General features: G+C 70.0%; 18 protein-coding genes and 1 pseudogene. 12 read left to right on the top strand and 7 right to left on the bottom strand.

The features are described from left to right. The first annotated feature begins 140 nt into the window (after nt 1-140). The 4 genes from argC (at nt 141) to ABZT12_RS09140 (ending at nt 4,216) form a co-directional block, all read left to right on the top strand. Nucleotides 141-1,172: an N-acetyl-gamma-glutamyl-phosphate reductase gene (gene argC / locus ABZT12_RS09155; protein WP_356379799.1), complete on the top strand. Its 1,032-nt coding sequence runs from the start codon at nt 141-143 to the stop codon at nt 1,170-1,172. A gap of 181 nt (nt 1,173-1,353) precedes the next feature. After that, nucleotides 1,354-1,920 carry an adenylyl-sulfate kinase gene (cysC, locus tag ABZT12_RS09150; RefSeq protein ID WP_356379796.1) on the top strand — a complete coding sequence of 189 codons (567 nt, stop codon included), beginning with the start codon at nt 1,354-1,356 and terminating at the stop codon, nt 1,918-1,920. Nucleotides 1,921-1,967: 47 nt separating this feature from the next. After that, a complete protein-coding gene (gene cysD / locus ABZT12_RS09145) occupies nt 1,968-2,879 on the top strand; it encodes a sulfate adenylyltransferase subunit CysD (protein ID WP_356380260.1) in 912 nt (303 codons plus the stop codon). Between the two features lie 2 nt (nt 2,880-2,881). Continuing rightward, on the top strand, nt 2,882-4,216 hold the full coding sequence (locus tag ABZT12_RS09140; protein WP_356379793.1) for a GTP-binding protein: 1,335 nt from the start codon (nt 2,882-2,884) through the stop codon (nt 4,214-4,216). A gap of 136 nt (nt 4,217-4,352) precedes the next feature. Here ABZT12_RS09140 and ABZT12_RS09135 read toward each other — a convergent pair whose 3' ends face one another. After that, the gene (locus ABZT12_RS09135; RefSeq protein ID WP_356380257.1) at nt 4,353-4,742 is read right to left on the bottom strand and encodes an ATP-binding protein; all 390 of its coding nucleotides are present in this window, start codon (nt 4,740-4,742) and stop codon (nt 4,353-4,355) included. 167 nt (nt 4,743-4,909) lie between these two features. On the opposite strand from ABZT12_RS09135, the pseudogene ABZT12_RS09130 reads away from it, so the two are divergent. Beyond that, a pseudogene (locus ABZT12_RS09130) lies at nt 4,910-5,098 on the top strand (DUF397 domain-containing protein); the annotation flags it as partial. Between the two features lie 67 nt (nt 5,099-5,165). On the opposite strand, the gene ABZT12_RS09125 reads toward ABZT12_RS09130, so the two are convergent. The 3 genes from ABZT12_RS09125 to ABZT12_RS09115 are packed head-to-tail and all read right to left on the bottom strand — an operon-like array spanning nt 5,166 to nt 7,883. Further along, entirely contained in the window at nt 5,166-6,359 is a 1,194-nt protein-coding gene (locus tag ABZT12_RS09125) for a serine hydrolase domain-containing protein (protein WP_356380254.1), read from the bottom strand. Further along, nucleotides 6,250-6,876: an asparaginase gene (locus ABZT12_RS09120; protein WP_356380251.1), complete on the bottom strand. Its 627-nt coding sequence runs from the start codon at nt 6,874-6,876 to the stop codon at nt 6,250-6,252. The genes ABZT12_RS09125 and ABZT12_RS09120 overlap by 110 nt, the downstream gene beginning before the upstream one ends. 53 nt (nt 6,877-6,929) lie before the next feature. After that, nucleotides 6,930-7,883, bottom strand: coding sequence for a hypothetical protein (locus ABZT12_RS09115; RefSeq protein ID WP_356379790.1), 954 nt, complete (start codon nt 7,881-7,883; stop codon nt 6,930-6,932). Nucleotides 7,884-8,383: 500 nt separating this feature from the next. On the opposite strand from ABZT12_RS09115, the gene ABZT12_RS09110 reads away from it, so the two are divergent. From ABZT12_RS09110 to ABZT12_RS09095, 4 genes are all read left to right on the top strand, one after another. Next, entirely contained in the window at nt 8,384-8,947 is a 564-nt protein-coding gene (locus ABZT12_RS09110) for a hypothetical protein (protein ID WP_356379787.1), read from the top strand. 810 nt (nt 8,948-9,757) lie between these two features. Further along, nucleotides 9,758-10,411, top strand: a complete 654-nt coding sequence (locus tag ABZT12_RS09105; protein WP_093622779.1) for a response regulator transcription factor — start codon at nt 9,758-9,760, stop codon at nt 10,409-10,411. A gap of 32 nt (nt 10,412-10,443) precedes the next feature. Next, entirely contained in the window at nt 10,444-11,670 is a 1,227-nt protein-coding gene (locus ABZT12_RS09100; RefSeq protein WP_356379784.1) for a HAMP domain-containing sensor histidine kinase, read from the top strand. A gap of 38 nt (nt 11,671-11,708) precedes the next feature. Then, entirely contained in the window at nt 11,709-12,980 is a 1,272-nt protein-coding gene (locus ABZT12_RS09095; protein ID WP_356379781.1) for a hypothetical protein, read from the top strand. 209 nt (nt 12,981-13,189) lie between these two features. Here ABZT12_RS09095 and ABZT12_RS09090 read toward each other — a convergent pair whose 3' ends face one another. Next, nucleotides 13,190-13,852, bottom strand: coding sequence for a response regulator transcription factor (locus ABZT12_RS09090; protein ID WP_356379778.1), 663 nt, complete (start codon nt 13,850-13,852; stop codon nt 13,190-13,192). Nucleotides 13,853-14,942: 1,090 nt separating this feature from the next. Here ABZT12_RS09090 and ABZT12_RS09085 point away from each other — a divergent pair. Together ABZT12_RS09085 and ABZT12_RS09080 are read left to right on the top strand one after the other, a co-directional pair. Further along, the gene (locus ABZT12_RS09085) at nt 14,943-15,083 is read left to right on the top strand and encodes a hypothetical protein (RefSeq protein ID WP_356380288.1); all 141 of its coding nucleotides are present in this window, start codon (nt 14,943-14,945) and stop codon (nt 15,081-15,083) included. 161 nt (nt 15,084-15,244) lie between these two features. Further along, nucleotides 15,245-16,126, top strand: a complete 882-nt coding sequence (locus ABZT12_RS09080) for a hypothetical protein (protein WP_356379775.1) — start codon at nt 15,245-15,247, stop codon at nt 16,124-16,126. Between the two features lie 386 nt (nt 16,127-16,512). Here ABZT12_RS09080 and ABZT12_RS09075 read toward each other — a convergent pair whose 3' ends face one another. Beyond that, nucleotides 16,513-17,112 carry a hypothetical protein gene (locus ABZT12_RS09075; RefSeq protein WP_356379772.1) on the bottom strand — a complete coding sequence of 200 codons (600 nt, stop codon included), beginning with the start codon at nt 17,110-17,112 and terminating at the stop codon, nt 16,513-16,515. 3 nt (nt 17,113-17,115) lie between these two features. On the opposite strand from ABZT12_RS09075, the gene ABZT12_RS09070 reads away from it, so the two are divergent. Further along, nucleotides 17,116-17,334, top strand: a complete 219-nt coding sequence (locus ABZT12_RS09070) for a hypothetical protein (RefSeq protein ID WP_356379769.1) — start codon at nt 17,116-17,118, stop codon at nt 17,332-17,334. 72 nt (nt 17,335-17,406) lie between these two features. On the opposite strand, the gene ABZT12_RS09065 is transcribed toward ABZT12_RS09070, so the two are convergent. Next, nucleotides 17,407-18,501, bottom strand: coding sequence for an ABC transporter substrate-binding protein (locus ABZT12_RS09065; RefSeq protein ID WP_356379766.1), 1,095 nt, complete (start codon nt 18,499-18,501; stop codon nt 17,407-17,409). Between the last annotated feature and the right edge of the window lie 46 nt (nt 18,502-18,547).

Raw genomic sequence — 18,547 nt, 5'->3', positions numbered from 1 at the left:
CGGCGCGTCCCACGGAATGCGTTGGTCGCGGACGCGGGTCGGGCGGACGGGTTCGTAGTTTCTTTTCACACGGGTGGTCGGTTCGGACCGAAAGGAGTCGTAGTGGTGGGTCGGAGTGTTTCGGTGCGGGGGGTGTGCCCGTGATCCGGGTGGCGGTGGCCGGTGCGGCCGGATATATCGGCGGGGAGTTGCTGAGGCTTTTGCTGGGCCATCCCGAGGTCGAGGTGGTGGGCGCGGTCTCGTCCCGCTTCCCGGGCAAACGGGTCGACGGTGTGCATCCGAATCTGCGGTCCGCCACCGATCTGTCGTTCTGCTCGGCCGACGAGGTCGAGGAGTGCGACGCGGTGTTCCTGGCGTTGCCGCACCGGGTGGCGATGACCCAGATCGATCACTGGACCGAGCGGTCCAAACTGGTCATCGATCTGACCGGGGACTTCCGGCTCGACGACACCGAGGTCTTCCAGCGTTACTACGGAGAGGAGCACCGAGCGCCGCAGCTGCTGGACGAGTTCGTGCCCGGCCTTCCCGAACTGCACCGCGAGAGCCTGAGCTCCGCGGACCTGATCAGTGTCCCCGGCTGCATGGCCGCGGCCGGTGTGCTCGCCCTGTACCCGCTGGTGGCCCGCGATCTGATCGATCTCGAACGAGGGGCCCAGTTCGACGCCCGTACCGGTTCCAGCGGTTCGGGTGTCACCGCCGGGCCGGCCAACCTGCACGCCGAACGCAGCGGCGCCATGCGGGTGTTCGCGCCCACCGGCCACCGGCACGAAGCGGAGATCTCCCGGCATCTGGGGCTGCCCGCCGCGATGACCGCCACCGGCGTCGAAGCGGTCCGCGGGGTCCAGACCATCTGCCACGCCACCCTGCGCCCCGGCGTCGACAAGCAGACCGTGCGCCGGGCCTTCCGCGAGCAGTACGCCGACGAACCCTTCGTCCGCGTCGTCGCCCACCAGCGCGGCATCTTCCGCTACCCGGACCCGAAGATCCTCCTGGGGTCCAACTACTGCGACGTCGGCTACGCCCTCGACGAGGCGACCGGCCGCCTGACCACGATCGCCGCCCTGGACAACCTCGTCAAAGGCGGCGCCGGCAACGCCGTGCAGTGCCTCAACATCCGCACGGGCCGACCCGAGACCCTCGGCCTGACCTTCCCCGGCCTCCACCCCCTGTGAACGCGCCCCGACTCGGCGCCGTACGCGCGGTGTTCACCGGCGGGGCCGCCACCGATACGCAGGTCGGACGGCCGCACCCCCGAACCCGTCAGTCGAGCACGCACGGGAGCGGGCACCCCACGGTGCGCGTCTCCCGCGCGGGGGCGCCGACCCACAGCCCACGCGAAAGGGAGATCCGTACATGAGTGAACCGAATGGCACTCCAGCCCCGTGGCAGGGCGGCACGGTCTGGCTGACCGGGCTGCCGAGCGCGGGCAAGACCACCATCGCGGTCGGCCTCGCCGAGCGCCTGCGCTCCGGCGGACACCCCCGAGTACAGGTGCTCGACGGTGACGAGGTCAGGGCCGCCCTCTCCGCGGAACTGGGCTTCTCCAAGGAGGACAGGGACATCAACGTGCGGCGGATCGGTTACGTGGCCGGCCTCCTCGCGGAGCACGGCGTCACGGTGCTCGTACCGGTCATCGCCCCCTACGCGCTGTCCCGCGCCGCGGTCCGTGATCTGCACGCGGCGCGCGGCGTCCCCTACGTCGAGGTGCACGTGGCGACTCCGGTGGAGGTCTGCGCCGACCGGGACGTCAAGAGCCTCTACGCCAGGCAGGCGGCCGGTGAACTCAGCGGTCTCACCGGCGCCGACGACCCCTACGAGGCGCCGGTCGACCCCGATCTGCGTGTCGACACGCAGCACCGGACGGTCGACGAGTCGGTCCGGCAGGTCCGCGCGCTGCTCACGGCCCGGGGTCTGGCGTGATCGCCCGTGCGCGGGCCGTGCCCGCCGCCCGTCCCGGACACCTCGGCCTGCCGGTGGACCCGGTGCTGCCGCTGACGCACCTCGACACGCTGGAGGCCGAGGCGGCCCACATCTTCCGCGAGGTGGCGGGGGAGTTCGACCGGCCGGCGCTGCTGTTCTCCGGCGGCAAGGACTCGATCGTCATGCTGCACGTGGCGCTGAAGGCGTTCGCCCCGGCACCACTGCCGTTCTCCCTGCTGCACGTCGACACCGGTCACAACTTCCCCGAGGTGATCGCCTACCGCGACCGGATCGTGGAGAAGTACGGCCTCCGGCTCGACGTGGCGTCCGTGCAGGCGTACATCGACGACGGAACGCTCCGCGAGCGGCCGGACGGCACCCGCAATCCGCTCCAGACCCTGCCGCTGCTGGACGCCGTCCGCGACGGCCGCTTCGGCGCGGTGTTCGGCGGCGGCCGGCGCGACGAGGAGAAGGCGCGCGCCAAGGAACGGGTGTTCAGCCTGCGGGACGAGTTCGGCGCCTGGGAGCCGCGCAGACAGCGGCCCGAGCTGTGGCAGCTCTACAACGGTCACCACCAGCCCGGTGAGCACTTCCGCGTCTTCCCGCTGTCCAACTGGACCGAACTGGACGTCTGGCAGTACATCGAGCACGAGGGCATCGAACTGCCGGAGATCTATTTCGCGCACTGGCGCGAGGTGTTCCGGCGCGACGGCATGTGGCTGGCGCCCGGCGACTGGGGCGGCCCCCGGGACGAGGAGTCCGTGACGGAGCGCCGGGTCCGGTACCGCACCGTCGGTGACATGTCCTGCACCGGCGCGGTCGACTCGTCCGCCTCGACGGTGGACGAGGTGATCGTGGAGATCTCCGCGAGCCGGGTGACCGAGCGTGGCGCGAGCAGGGCCGACGACCGGATGTCCGAGGCAGCCATGGAGGACCGCAAGCGAGAAGGGTATTTCTAAAGATGTCAACAGGCGTAGCGGAAGCGGCAGATCAGACGCGCACCACCGGCCTGCTCCCGGGTGGCCTGCTGCGGCTGGCCACCTGCGGGTCGGTCGACGACGGCAAATCCACCCTGGTCGGACGGCTGCTGTACGACACCAAGTCCGTCCTCGCCGACCAGGCGGCGGCCATCGAGGAGGTGTCCCGCAGGCGCGGGCAGGACGGCCCCGACCTGGCTCTGCTCACCGACGGCCTGCGGGCGGAGCGGGAGCAGGGCATCACCATCGACGTGGCCTACCGCTACTTCGCGACGCCCAGGCGCCGGTTCATCCTCGGGGACACACCGGGTCACGTCCAGTACACGCGCAACATGGTGACCGGCGCCTCCACCGCCGACCTGGCGGTGATCCTGGTCGACGCGGGCAAGGGCGTGGTCGCGCAGACCATGAGGCACAGCGCGATCGCGGCCCTGCTCCGGGTGCCGCACGTCGTGCTGGCCGTCAACAAGATGGACACCGTCGGCTACCAGCGGTCCGCCTTCGACGAGATCGCGGCCGAGTTCGCCGAGCGGGCGGGCGAGTTGGGCATCACCGGCGCCACCGCCATCCCGATGTCCGCGTTGGCCGGCGACAACGTGGTCGAACCGTCGGCCACCATGGACTGGTACGGCGGCGCCACTCTTCTCTCGCACCTGGAGACCGTGCCCCTCGGAGCCGACCCCATCGGGAAGCCGCTGCGGCTGCCGGTGCAGTACGTGATCCGGCGCCCCTCGGGCGACCGGCAGCCGGTGGAACGCTGGCTCGCCGGACAACTCGCGTCCGGTCTGCTCAAGGTCGGCGACCGCGTCGTCGTGCAACCGGCCGGGGCGAGCAGCACGGTCGTCGGCCTCAGCGTGCTCGGCAGGGAGACCGACACGGTCTGGGCACCGCAGTCGGTCGCCGTCCGGCTCGCCGACGACCTCGACATCTCCCGGGGCGACACCCTGACCGCGAACAGCGCCCCGCAGGTGCTGCGGCGCCTGTCCGCCACCGTGTGCCACCTCGACGACCGCCCGCTGCACGAGCGGCAGCGCGTGCTCCTCAAGCACACCACCAGGACGGTCCCGGCGGTGGTGGAACGCATCGACTACCGCATCGACGTCACCAGCGGCAGCCGCCTCCCGTGCCAGGACGGCCTCTCCGCCAACGACATCGGCGGCGTGCGGATCCGCACCGCCGAGCCGCTCGCGGTCGACGACTACGTCGAGAACCGACGGACCGGCTCGTTCCTCCTCATCGACCCACAGGACGGGGCGACACTCACCGCCGGAATGGTCGACGTAGAAACGGACGCCGCCCACCCGACGCCACGGAGGTAACCGCACCGTCGGCCAACTACCTTTCAGGAAAAAGTAGTTGGCGCGACGCACACGGCCGGCCCGTTGGTGGACACGCTGCGACGGGGCTGACGCCGGCCGAGTCGGGGGCGGGCCCCGTGCAGTGGGTGGCGCGCGGTCACGTCAGCGCCAGCGCCGCCCACAGCGTCTTCCCGGGCGCGTTCACACGCGGCGTGGTCCCCCACTCGTCGGCCAGTGCGTCGACCAGCAGCAGGCCCCGGCCGGACTCGGCGGCGCGGGGCCGTTCGTCGGGGGAGAGCGACGGCACGCGTTCCGCGCGGGTGTCCGACACCTCTACGCGCAGTGCGCGGCCGGTGCCGGCGAGCCGCACCTCGAAGTCCCGTCCGGGCACCTGGCCGTGGCGTACCGCGTCGGCGGTCAGTGCGGCCGTGATGAGGGTCAACGTCTCGTTCACGGCGGACGTGGAGGGATGCCCCCACGCGTCGAGCCGGGCCGCGACCAGGCGCCGGGCCAGGCGGGCGCCGCGAGGGGTCGAGCTGAACCGCATGGTGAACTCGACCGACGTGTTGCCCACTTCCGCCGCCTCACGCGACGCGTTCGGCGCCGTGGCAGTGGGTGGATGCTCGCTGTTCATGCGGCCAACGCTGCCCGGACGATCCCGATCCGCCCAGATCCGACGCACACACGAGGAGACGCCGTAGGCGACGGCGTCCCGCGAGTAGCAGCGGCGAGGGTGGGCAGTGTGTTGAGGTAGCCACCTCCCCTCTGGCTGTCCATGTCCGCGACTCCAAGAACACTGCCCGTCCCGGGCTGGCTGTCGGCCGGGACGCCTGGGCCATGTTCGTCGGGCATGCCGTGGACGCGGGGGGTACTGCCTGGTCCACAGCCCGTCCCGTCGTTTGACGATCAGGTACGGACTCGCGCTCGCCACACCCGTCGGACGTCGTTGTGACCGAACCGCCAACCACCCTCACCTGGCCGCCGGTTCGGCGGGCAGGTTGAAGACGTGGTCCGGCGAGATGATCTTCGTGATGGCGTCGCCGAAGAGCGTGCTGGGCTCCGTCGTCTTCTTGTAGTTGATGTCGGTGTTCAGCATGACGACCAGGGTGGTCCGCGCCGACGGGAGGTAGATGGTCAGCGACTCGTAGCCCGGCAGCGAGCCGTTGTGGCCGATCCAGCCCTGCACGTTGAAGATGCCGAGACCGTACCCGGCGCCCGGGATGGTGGTCGGGGGTGTGGTCAGGCGCTGCTTCTGGGTGGCGGCGCTGATCAGCCGCTTGCCGTCCGGCAGTCGGCCGGTGGCCACGGTGCGCGCCCACACCCGCAGGTCCTGCAGCCGGGAGATCATCGCGCCGGCCGCCCAGCCCCAGGAGGGGTTCCAGTCGGCGGTGGTCGCGACCTTGCCGTTCGCGGTCTGGTCCGTGTAGCCCTGCGCGTGCGGGGACGGGAACTCGGCGCCCTGGGGGAACACGGTGTGGTCCAGGCCGGCCGGCTGGAGGACCGTGTCGTGGATGTAGTCCCGCAGTTGCCGCCCGGAGATCTTCTCCACGACCAGGCCGAGCAGGATCAGGTTGGTGTTGCAGTAGTAGAACTTCTTGCCGGGCTGGAAGAGCACGGGGTGCTTGAAGGAGTAGTGGAGCAGTTCCTGCGGGGTGAAGGGCCGCCTCGGATCGGAGGTGAACGCCTTGAAGAAGCCCTCGTCCTGCGAGTAGTTGAACAGCCCGCTGCGCATGCCGGCCAGCTGGCGCAGGGTGATCTTGTCGCCGTTCGGGACGCCGTGGATGTACGTGCCGATCGTGTCGTCGAGGCCGATCTTGCCCTGGTCGACGAGTTCCAGCAGCGCCGTGACGGTGAAGGTCTTGGTCTCGCTGCCGATCCGCAGGTACAGGTCGCTCGACATCTTCTTGCCGCTGCTCCTGTCGGCGACCCCGAAGGACTTGACGTACTGCCCCTTGTCCGGGGTCCAGATGCCGACGTTCACGCCGGGCACGTCCGCCTGTTTCATGACGTGCTGCACGGCGGCGTCGATCTGCCGTTGCAGGCTGGGAGTCAGGTCACGGACGGCGCCCCCGGAAGACGACGGGGAGGGCGGGTCGGTGGCGGCGGGGAGGACCGGGGCGGCGGACGGCAGCGCCGCGGCGCTCGCGCCCGCGGCCGGAACCACCAGCGCCCCCACCGCGGTCGCGACGACGGCCCCCCTGCGCAGTCGGTTGCACGGGTGTGTCATGGGCTTGCTCCCATGTGAGCGGGGGTGCGCCGCACGCCACGACCGCGTCACGGGGCGCGGTCCGGCCGGGGCTTGTTGCCCGCCGGCGGCCGGGTGCGGTCACCACCACCAGCATAGGAGCGGCCCCGCGAGGCTGCCTCTCGGCGCCGTCGGGCCGCCCGCCCGCACCGGGCCACGCCCACCACGCGGCCCGGCAAGGGCCGTCAGGACTTCCCTTATGCGGCGGCTGCCGTGGGATCGTCCTGTTCCGCCCGCCGCCGGGTACGGGTCCGCCTCCACCGGATCGAGGGGCAGGTCCGGCGGGCGGGCACTCCAACTGGCCTGCGGGGAGGCCGTGTTCGTCGAGCACCGTACGGACCGGAGCAGGGTGAAGGGGTTCGCCCCAGTGGCTCGCGGTCGCCAGCGTCAGCCGCTCCCCCGTGAGGTCGCGGCCACGGTCGTGGGCGGCGGCGATGTCTCTACGAAGGAAGGGGATGGGGCGATGCTCGTGGAGCGGAGCGTGGGGGTTCAGCCCGCGAGGCGGGAGCGGTCCGCCGTGGTGTGGGGCATGCCGAGATGTTCCAGCAGGAGTCCTTCCCGGGTGGACCAGGGGCAGATCTCGACGCGCTTGGTCCCGCAGGCTTCCATGAGGGTTTGAGCGATCAAGGCTCCGGCCAGGGACTGTTCTGCTCGGTGGCGGGAGATGCCTGGCAGTTTGCCGCGGCGGGACGGCTTCGCCCCGGCCAACAGGCCGACCGAAGCACGCAGTTGGGGCAGGGCCAGCTGTCGTCCGGCTCGCGGTGCCTTGCTCCGGGCCGCGGCGAGCCGGGCGAGCTGTTCGAAGGTTTTGGAGCAGGCCAGTACCCGCCCGCCCGGCTCGGCCCGCGGCAGGTCGGGAACGGCTTCCAGGAACTGGCGCAGGTACTTTTGGATCTCGGCCAGGCGGCGTGGGGACGGTGCGGTGTTGCCGGGCAGCCAGTCCCGGGTGATCCTGCGCGCGCCCAGCGGCAGCGAGTACACCGTGTGGGGCTGGTCCCCAGTGCCGGAGGCGATCTCCAGGGTGCCGCCGCCGATGTCCAGGACAAGCAGTGGGCCGGCCTCCGGACCCGCCCACCGGCGGGCTGCCACGTAGGCCAGCCGCGCCTCTTCCTCACCGCTCAGCACGCGCAGACGGGTACCCGTGGTGCGCGCCACACTCGCGATGATCGCGTCGCGGTTGGGCGCGTCCCGGATGACGGAGGTGGCGAACGCGAACACCTCCGGGCCACGCGGACGCGGATTCGCGGCGACGGTCTCGGCCACTGCCCGCTCGACGCTCTCCACACCGGCCCGGTCCAGCCGGCCCTTGTGGTCGAGGGTCTCGTGCAGCCTCAGCCTCACCTTGCGGGAGAACACCGGCTCCAGCAACACGCCCGGGCGCTGCCGCACGACCGTCAGCAGAGCACTGTGGCACCCGACATCGAGCACACCTGCCTGCCGCACTCCATCGCCTCCTCTGGCCCCGCGCTCGACAGGACCGGCTTGATCTCCCGTCCTCCGGCACTCCGGACGACGGCGTGACGGGAATGGCCGTCCACCGCGTGAGCATAGCGTCACGGGTCATGCACCCTTTGAACCGTTCCCGGAGCAGTAGCCATGATCGCGGGCAGTTGGTGACGCCGGCCGCGTCGGCCCGGAAACCGCCGACGCCGAGGAGGGCCCGGATTTCCAGCGTGGCCACGGAGTTGGGCGCCAAGCTGGACAGGACGGCTCGCGGTGTGCCGGTCCGCTGAACGGAACAGGGCGAGACGCGCGACTCCCGGGGTGTCAGCCTGACTGCTCACAGGCCGGTGCCATGGGGGAGTTGGGCGGTGGGCGTTTGCGGCCCGCTGTCGCCCCGCGGGTTCGGGGGGAAGAGTTCGGCTCGCTGCGCCGAGGGTCTCCGCCCTTCCCACGCCGGTCCTGCGACGGAGCCGCTTTCTATCGTAAGGACGGGAAACCGAGTGTCCACATTCGCGAGAACCTTGTTCAGAGCGTTCGCGGCAGCCCTGTTGGCCGTGGCCGGCACGATCGCCTGGGGTGGGGTGGCGAACGCGGGGTCCGTCACGCCGCTCGCCCCCGGCGAGTTCCACGAGATCCGCAACAACTTCCACACGCCCCCGATGTGCCTCCAGCCACGAGAGCAGGCATTCGGCTCACCCATCATCCAGATGCCGTGCGACGGCAGCAGCGCCCAGGGCTGGCTCAGGCTGGACATGGGCGGCAACCACTACCGGTTCGCCAACACGCTGGGCCTGTGCATCTTCACCGACGACAAACCCGTGAACGGGACGCCGCTCTGGCTCGACGAGTGTGCGGTCAGTGGCGGCACCACGGTCAGCAACGCGGAGTGGACGTCCACGCACTCGCTGCCCAATGTCGACGTCCGGCTGAGCACGCATGTGCACTTCGCAGAACACAACTTCTGCATTGACGAGCCAGATGGCTCGGGTGCCTCGAACCTGGCGGTTCAGCTCTGGTCCTGCAATACCACGATCGCCCAGAGGTGGAGCGTCGGCTTCAACTGACCGCCTCGACGTCCCGACACCGGATCGGCCGCCTGGGAGTCCCTGGGCGGCCGATCGACACGGTCCGCCGCTCGAATGGGTTCGACGGCGCGGTGCTGTTCGGGGAGGAGATGGACGGCCAGGCATCGTATGTGCGGAGCTGTCTACAGGTACTGCGGCACAGCGGCATCCTCGATCGGATGTCCGGCCGAAGCGGACTGGGCCTTTCACGCCCGTGCTCGGTTGCGCAGTCGATTCTCCCCACCCGCTCCCCAGAGCCGCTCATTCTCCCCAGATTCTCCCCAGAGAATCGCCCCGAACGTGGTCGGTGGGGCGGGCCGGAGACCTGCCCCGCGGGGTCCGGTGATCACAGACGGTTGCTGCCGAGGGGTGGGCGGAAGCCGTCGGCGGTCGCCGCCACCTGCTCAGTGACGACGAGTGTCTCACCTGCACGAACCCTCGCTGTGACTTTCGACGGATGGTGGTTCAGTTCTCCAAGCGGGAGGGTCTCCATGACATAAAGGTCTACAAATAATGTGCACAATGGGAGGCTGAAGTGAGGGTGGGATCGGCGGTCCAGCCCGGGGTGTGGAGAATCGTCGGCAGGACGTCCGGCCCGTGTGCGGGCCGCGATGTGCGGTCTGCGCTCACCCGGGCGAAGAGCGGGCGGTGACCCGGCGGAATCGCGTCGATGTACTCCTGCATAGGGTCCATGTCCCATGGTGGTCCTCCCGCGGCAGCCCCCACTGCGGCTCGGCAGGTCGTGCCCGAGCGTCGCGTGGCTGATCGGGGCAGATGGAGAACTGGAACGCGAGTATCTAGGGTCAGCACGTGGCTTTCATCATGGTGTGCGAAGACGACGCGGCGGTCCGCGGCATCCTCAAGCGCGCCCTGGAGCACGACGGCCACACCGTCTCCGTCGCCGCCACGGCCGACAGCCTGCTACGGCAGCTTGCACCGGCGCCCCAGCTGGTCGTCCTGGATCTCGGGTTGCCGGACGCCGACGGTCGCGATGTCTGCCTGGCCCTGCGTGCTCGCGGCGTTGACGTGCCGGTGTTGATGCTCACCGCCTTGGACGGCCTGCATCACAAGGTGGGCGGCTTCGAGGCCGGCGCCGACGACTACATGACCAAACCCTTCGACATCCCGGAACTGCTGGTCCGTGTCCGGGCGCTGCTGCGCCGGGCCACCGTGGCGTCCGCACCGCACGAGGTCGTCCTCGATCCGGCGAAGCACGTGGTGACCTACGATGCGGTGAGCATGAGCCTGACCCCGACCGAGTTCCGGCTACTGGGCCGCCTGATCGCCTCGCGGGGCGACGCGGTACGCCGCCACGCCCTCGTCGCCGCCGGCTGGCCGCACGGGGCCCAGGTCAGCGACAACACCCTCGACTCTTATGTGCGCCGGCTGCGGACCAAGCTCGGTCCGCTGGGTGTGGCCGAGCGGCTGGCGACCGTCCGCGGCGTGGGCTACCGATGGCAGTGACGGGATTCCGCCGAAGCGTCGTCGCGCTCACCGTGCTGATCGCCACCGCAGTGGTCGCGATCCTGGTGGTGGTTTCGCACGTGCTGCTGAGCAGGGTGACGGATGCCGACGCGCACGATCTGGCCCGTACGCGCGCCGAGGCGGTCGCGGCGAACGTCAGCGCCAAGGGCGGCCGTGTCGTGCTCACGGAGAACAGCAGCGAGGCGCTGGACGAGGTCGCCTGGGTGTATGCCGATGGCCGTCTTGTCGACGGGGACGTTCCGCCGAGCGTGGTCGGGCGCGTCGAGGAGTTGGCGGACTCGGGGCGCTCGCGGACCGCGACCGTCGGCGACTACCTCCTGTTCGCGCGGCCGGTTCGGGCCGAGGGCCACCACGTCATGGTGATCGTCCGAGTGGACCTCACGCCCTACGAGACGTCCGAGCAGCGCAGCCTGACCTTGTCGCTGATTCTGGGCGGCCTTACGATCCTCCTCGCCGGCGGTGTCGCGCACCTCGTGGTGCACCGCGCGCTTCGCGTCGTGCACGAGATGGCCGCCCTCGCCGACGACTGGGGCCATCACGAGCCCGGGCGCCGTTTCAACCTCGGAGCCCCCCGTGACGAGTTCGGGGAACTGGGACAGACCCTGGATCGCCTCCTGGAGCGGGTTGACAACGCGCTGGCGGACGAGCGCCGGCTCACCGACGAGATCGCCCACGAGCTGCGGACACCGCTCACGGTCCTGCGGGGCGAGGCGCAGCTGGCGCAGCTGTCCGGCGAGCCGGTGGTGCCGGAGGTGGTGCTGAGCGAGGTCGACCGCCTCAATGCGGCGATCACGACGATCTTGCGCGCAGCGCGCGCACGGACGGAGGAGGGGACCCGGTGTGATCTGCGCTCCGCCGCGCGGCAGGCGATCGGCAGCCGCGCGGTCGAGGTCGCCTTCCCGGCGAAGGTCGAGGTGGCTTTGGCGCCCGACGTCGCTGTGTCGCTGCTGTCACCTCTGCTGGAGAACAGCCTGCGGCATGCGAAGTCCCGTGTGTGGATCACCGCGCGCAGCCAGGGCGAGGCCATCGTGGTGGATGTCCTGGACGACGGCCCAGGGTTCGATCCCGCTGAGGTCGACCGGGTCTTCGAAGCGGGCGTGACCGGCGGCGGCGGGTACGGGCTGGGGCTGCCGGTGGTCCGGCGTATCGCTGCCTCGGCCGGTGTGGAGGTCCGGGCGATCGCGGACGGCCGCGGTCACGTCCAGGTGACCCTCCCGGCCGCGAAGGCGGCCACGTAGTCAGGTTGCTTGCAGGTTCCCTCCGTAAACCTCCCTGCATGACGACGACAACGGAAGCACGCCCACGCAGCGGGCGCCTCATGCTCAACAAGGTCCCCGAGGTCACCATCTGGTTCTGGGTGATCAAGATCCTGTGCACCACCGTCGGTGAGAGCTTCGCCGACTGGATCAACATGAAGCTGGGCGTCGGCCTGGTGAACACGGCCTGGATCTTCACCGCGGTGTTCGTCGTGGTCCTGGCCGTCCAGATGCGGCTCAAGCGGTACGTCCCGTTCCCGTACTGGCTGACCGTGGTCGTTGTCAGTGTCACGGGCACCCTGTACACCGACATCCTCACCGACCAGCTCAATGTGCCGCTGTGGATCAGCTCCGCCGTGTTCTCGGTTCTGCTCGCCGTGGTCTTCGGCGTGTGGTGGCTGCGCGAGCGCACCCTCTCGATCCACTCGGTCATGACGCTTCCGCGTGAGTCGTTCTACTGGCTCGCGGTTCTCGTCACCTTCGCCCTCGGCACCGCGACCGGGGACTGGACCCTGGAGCTCACCGGCTGGAGCCCGGGCGCCTCGGTGATGCTGCCGCTGGGCCTCATCGCGGCGATCACGCTGCTGTGGAAGTTCGGCGCGAACCCGGTGCTGTCCTTCTGGCTCGCCTACATCCTGACCCGCCCGCTGGGCGCGAACATCGGCGACTGGCTCGCCTCCCCGAAGGTCGCTCAGCCGGGCGAGCCGACCGGCCTCGCGCTGGGCACCTTCACCACCAGCCTGATCTTCCTCGGCCTGATCCTGGCCACCGTGGTCTACCTGACGGTGACACGCTCGGACGTGACCGAGACCTACGAGGCCGCCCACGCCACCCACGCCACCGGCGACCTGCGAAAGGAGCGCGTCGGTCTGGCCGGCTTCGGACTGCTCGCCGCCGCCACCATGGGCCTGCTGATCTGGGCCCACAGCCAGCCGCACACCGGCCCGGCGCCGGAGGCCGACAACACCTCCGCCGTCCAGATGGCTCCCGGCCAGGCGGTGAAGAAGTTCCCGCCCGCCAAGGTCGCCGCGCTGAAGAACCTCGCCTCCACCTCGCTCAAGGACGCACGCTCGGGGAACGCGAAGGGAGCGCACACGGCCGCCCAGTCGCTGCGTGACCTGTGGGACGCCGACCAGGCGTCGCTGCAGCCGCTGGACAACACCGGCTGGACCTCCATCGACGCCCAGATGGACAAGGTGCTCAAGACCTTCGGCATCGACCACTCGAATCCGCCGATGACGCCTGCGCAGCAGGAGAAGGAACTGAACGCCCTCCTGACGGACATGGGCTGACAGACCCCCTGCGCCCGGCGACGGGTCGAGCGTGCGGGGCCGCGCCGAGAACCGCGCCGCCTCGGCACACGCCGACGAGCTATGGCCAGTGCAGGCGGCCATCTGTGTCAGCCCGGGCATGTCCGCGGACTCACGTGGGCGGTCGAAGCCGGCGTCTCAATGGCTTCGGCCGCCCGCTGTTCCTCCAAGCTGATCGAGGACAAGGCGCTTCATGAAAGGCGGTGTCCGATCCCGCGCGCCGTGCCGATGGTCAGCGCGCTGCCGGCCTCACGCAGCTTCCGCCGCAGCCGGGTCAGGTACTGGTCCAGTGTGTTGTCACTGACCTGGGCACCCTCCGGCCAGCCCGCCGCGACCAGTTCGCTGCGCCGAACGACGCTCCCGCCCGCGGCCACGAGTGTGGCCAGCAGCCGGAACTCCGTGGGGGACAGGGCGACGGCCGTGCCGTGCACGGTGACGCGGTGGCCGACCGCGTCCAGAATCAGGTCCCCGACCCCGATCGCCGCGGCCGGCGCAACCCGCTTCACGGACGCACGCAGCCGGGCGGTGAGTTCGGCCAGATGGAAGGGCTTGGCCAGGTAGTCGTCACCGCCTGCCGAGAACCCCGACAGCCGGTCCGCGAGCTGTTGCCGGGCGGTCAGGAAGATGACCGGGGCCAGGAAGCCGTTGGTGCGCAGTGCCTGGCACACGTCCCGACCGTCCGCGTCGGGCAGCCCGATGTCCAGGACAACCGCCGCGATGTCGCCGGTGGCCAGTCGCAGGGCGGTGGCACCGTCGGCGGCGAGGACGGGCTCGAAGCCCTCCTCGTACAGCCCACGGCGCAGCACGTCCAGCAGCACGTGATCGTCCTCAACGACCAATATCTTGTGACGCATGGTCTCCCTTAGGTGCTCCCGCCGGGCGGGTCGTGTCCGAGATGAGTGATTCGGGCGGCCAGTGGGCCATGGCCCACGGACACGCCGCGAGGCGGCCGGCGACGAGTCGCTGCGGCATCGCTCCGCGTGGAGCGCGCCAGAGTCACCGTGGTGCCGTGTCCCAAGGAGAGCGCCCATCCGCTGACAGCGCCCCTTTCCCTTGGACCACCTGACGTAGGTGAACGGGCGGATACGAATGACTACAAGGGTGTAGACGTTCGTCGCACTGTAGACGATCGGCGAGTAAGAGGCGTTCCCGGGCTTGTGCGCCCTTACCTGTCCGTCGGCTCGGCGGCGTCATGCTTGCTCAGCTCGGACGAGGGCGGCGCCCGCCCCGACGTCATCATGATCACCGCCGACCGGAACATCACCTCGGTACGGACCGCCATGAAGCTCGGCGCCGTGGGCTACCTGGTCAAGCCGTTCGGCTCCGCCGAACTGACCGAACGGCTCACCGCCTACCGCGAACTCCAGTATCGTGTGGGCGCCTTGGGCAAGGCTCCCCGGCTCGACCAGGCCGATGTGGACGCCCTCTTCAGCGCCGCCCGGCCGCCAGTGGTCCCCCAGGTCCCGTCCAAGGGGCACTCCGGACCGACCCTCGCTCCCCTGCACCAGGTCCTCCGCAAGGCCCCGACGCCCTGTCCGCGGCCCAGCGGTACCTCTCCTCCCTCGTACGGGAGGGCATGGTGCGGCCCGAACTCCGTTACGGAACCACCGGCCGCCCCGAACACCGCTACCGGAGCGTCCGTTGAGGATCCGAACGTAGTGGGACGCGGGCGGGATGGAGAGGCCTCGTACGGCGGCACCGCCGAAGCGGGACCGACAGGTTTGCGGCGGGTGGAGTGTCGAGACTGGCCCCGAACCGAGGCTCGCCAACGAGCATTCGCCTTCCTCGTGCCCATCACTTCGACCTCGACGAGTACGGCACCCCGGTCCCAGCGGCCTTCTATTGGCGTGGCGTGGCGTGGCGTGGCGTGGCGTGGCGTGGCGGGTCAGCGGTCGAGCCGGTAGCCGTGCCCCGCAGGGTGGTGATGCGGGGCAGGCTGCTGGGGTGGGCCGAGGTGCCGACGGCCTCGGCACCGTCGTCACGAGCGGGCTCTTCCCGGCGGTCATCCTCGGCATGGTGCTGTACCTGACGGTGACCCGCAAGGACGTCATCGATCGCGAGCCCCTCGCGGGACAGGCGGCCTGAACGGCGGGGGAGGCGTTCAGGAAGCGTTCAGGAATTGATCGACAGAGTCGGACATCACGGCCGTTTTCCGCGGCCGGACCATGCGTCAACAGGGCGCCTGCTTCCTTCACGGGAACGGGCGCCCGTCCATACCCCCCACTGAATCAGGAGTGTCCGTCACCTTGGAGATTCCGGAAGACCTCACCGACACCGACGTCGCCGGTACGCGCCGGCCGACCGTGGCCACGGCCAAGTCGGTGGTGAAGAAGCTGCCCGAGGTCACCCTCGCCTTCTGGATCATGAAGATCGCGGCGACGACCCTGGGCGAGACAGCCGGCGACCTCTTCGCCCAGACCCTGAAACTCGGCTACTTCCTCACCACGATCGTCCTGTTCCTGATCTTCGTGGTGACCCTCGTCGTGCAGCTTCACTCAAGGCGCTACAACCCGTTCTTCTACTGGACGGTCATCCTGTCGACCAGTACGGCCGGCACCACGACGTCCGACTTCATGAACCGCGACGCCAGCAGCAAGTACCTTGCGCACCGCGCCACTTCACTGGGCTGGGGACCACAGGGCCTCGGCCTCGGCTACCCGACCGGCGCGGCGATCCTGATCTCGATCCTGGTCGTCATCTTCGCCGCGTGGAAACAGACCGGGATGACGTTCGTCATCCGTGGCATCGTCAGTTTCCGCGGAGAGGCGCTTTTCTGGTCGGCGATCCTCGTCTCCAACACCCTCGGCACCTCCATGGGCGACTTCCTCTCCGACAGCTCGGGCCTCGGCTACGTGGGCGGGGCCGCCCTGGTGACCGGCGCCCTGCTGGTGCTGCTGGCCTTGGTGAAGGCGCCCGCGGTGCCGAACGTGCTGCTGTTCTGGATCGCCTTCGTGCTGACCCGCCCCCTCGGCGCCACCGTCGGCGACTTCCTCACCAAGCCGACCGCCAAGGGCGGCCTCGACCTCGGCACGGCGGTCTCGTCGGCCGTACTCCTGACGGTCCTGCTCGGCCTGACGGGGTACGCCCATCATCAGGAGCGGCGGCGCCGCGCCCTGTCTCCGTCGTAGCCTCCGGCGACCTGGCGCGCCGCGGCTGGGGCACTCGGCGGACAGATCGACCGGTTCGGGTGTGCGGGTCCGGTGCGCTTGGCCGTCACGAGAAAGGACGTCACCCGGCCGGAGGGCGCCGTCGGCCAGTCGCCGTGAGCGGTGCGGAGGGCGTCCCGTCCGGCGGGTTGACTCTGGCGTCGTGCCCAGTAGCGGTGGCCGGTCTTTTGAGTCCGGTCCGCCAGAGACCGGAACCGTTGTGAGCCCGGTGCTCGACCAGGACTCCGGCGGACGGGACGGGCCCCGGCGATCGTGCGCGCTGTCACCGCCACGGCAGCCGTATGTGAATTGCCGCGTCCCCGGCCGGGGACGAGTTGCTCGTTCGGCCGCCCCGCACCGGCTCGCGCCTACGCGGTGGCCTCGATGGTGCGGTGCTGATCGTCATGGGTGTTCCGGTCACGCCGATGAGGTACATACGCCGCTGCGTGCCGGGCAGTGCGCGGTGGCGCCGGCCGGTCGTACGACGTACACGGCCGTGCTGTGCGGGGCGAGGGTGGCGGCCCCGAGGTGATGGTCCACCAGTTGGAGGCGCCCTGGCCGAGACGGCTGGCGAAGTGGGGAATGAGGGCGGTGCCGGTGGTGTTGGCCGCGCGGACCGTTACGGAGGTGACGCAGGGGTGGGACCGGCCGGTGAGGTGAGGGGTGAGCGTCATACGCAGGGGCGGCGGGCTGGCGGCGGCGATACAGGCGCACAGCAGTGCGGGGGCCACCAGCGCCGTCGCCACAGCGGCCTTCGCGGCGCGGCCGGTGAGGCGGCGTAGACGTGGCTGCCAGGCATGCGCCACGGCGGAGGAGGGGACCGTCGCGGTGGCGGCCAGCCACAGCGGGGTCATCATCAGGAAATAGTCGTCCTGGGAACGGGTGGCGTCGACGACGGCCCCCTGCTGGACGGCCTCAACGCAGCCTGGAAGAAGCTCCACCCCGGCGCCGCCGACCTGGTGACGCACGCGGTGGACGACGACGCTTACCTGCTCGCCCAGAACGGCACCGGCACCGACGTCAACGCCGCGCCCGAGCCCTGCACCCACAGCGGGCTCAAGCAGGTCGACGCGGGCAAGGCCGCAGCCGACTACTTCTACGTCAAGCCCGGCGACGCCCGCGTCCCGGACCTCTTCGGAGTCGCGCAGTACGGCGTCGTCTACACCGGCGGCACCAAGCCGGTCCGCTGACCCTTTCGGTCGGGAAAGCCGGATGGCCGCCCAACTGGCAATCGGCTGGGCGGCCTCGGGCATGGAGCGGGCTCAGCCGTTCGGTCCGGCGGGGGTCGTGGTCGTCTTGAAGCCCTCGGTCTTGTTGGCCTGGACGGCGAAGTCATTGGTGAACGTCTTGCTGAGGTCCACCGATCCCTTCACGTTGCCGACCAGCTTCTCCGTCGCCAGGGAGGTCTTGGGACCGCCGGCCGGCATGAGACCGTCGGGAAGGAACTGGCCCTTGTCCTCGGTCAGGGCGGCGATGTAGTCGGCCTTGGTCACCAGCTGGTTCGACACGAACGACGCCGGCAGCTTGTTCGCGATGTCGGCCGCGGTGTGGGTGTTGATCCAGTGCATGGTGGCGACGAGCGCGTCGACGACCTTCTGCACCGTGTCCTTGTGCGAGTTCACCCAGTCGGTTCGGGCGAGCACGCTCGCGGCGGGATAGGCGCCGCCCATCGCCGCCGTGGCGCCCTGTGTGGTGGCGAGGTCGATCGCGGAGGCACCGACGCCCTTCTTCTGGATCGCGGCGACCGTCGGCTGCGTCGTCATGACACAGCCGACCTTGCCCTTCTGCAGCGCGGCGATGGCCGTGGAGCCCGCGCCGACCGCGATCCGGTGGAACTGGCTGGTCTTGACGCCGTGCTTGGCGGCCAGGAACTGGGTGAGCGTGTCGGTGCCCGACCCCAGGTCGGTGACGCCGAGGGTCTTGCCCTTGAAATCGGCGCCCGAGGTGACACCCGACTTCTTGGTGCACATCTCGCGCTCACCGGGCGCACCGGACAGCTGGACGACGTCTTCCACCGCCTTGCCCTTGGCCTGGAACTCGATGGTGTGGTTGTACCAGGCGCCCGCCATGTCCACCTGCCCCGAGGCCATGGCCTCCTCGGCGCCGACACCGCCGTCCTGCTCGGTGCTCAGCTGGACGTTGACGCCGTACTTCTTGTAGAAGCCGAGGTTCTGGGCCAGTTGGTAGGGCAGGTAGATCTGCTTGTCGAGGCCGCCCACCATGATCTTCACGGTCGGCGTGCTCCCCGAACCGCTGCTGGCGGTGGTGCTGCTGGAACTGCCGGAGCAGGCGCTGACCGCACCGAGGACGAGGACGGTGAGGACGGACGCGGCGACGGCGACGGGTCGTCTGGACATGGCTGGCCACATTCCTTTTCTGAGGTGGAACAGGGGAGAGGAGGGA

Origin of the sequence: Streptomyces sp. NPDC005423 (assembly GCF_040606415.1) — a bacterium.
GTDB lineage: Bacteria > Actinomycetota > Actinomycetes > Streptomycetales > Streptomycetaceae > Streptomyces.
This window is presented reverse-complemented; position numbering and strand designations above follow the sequence as displayed.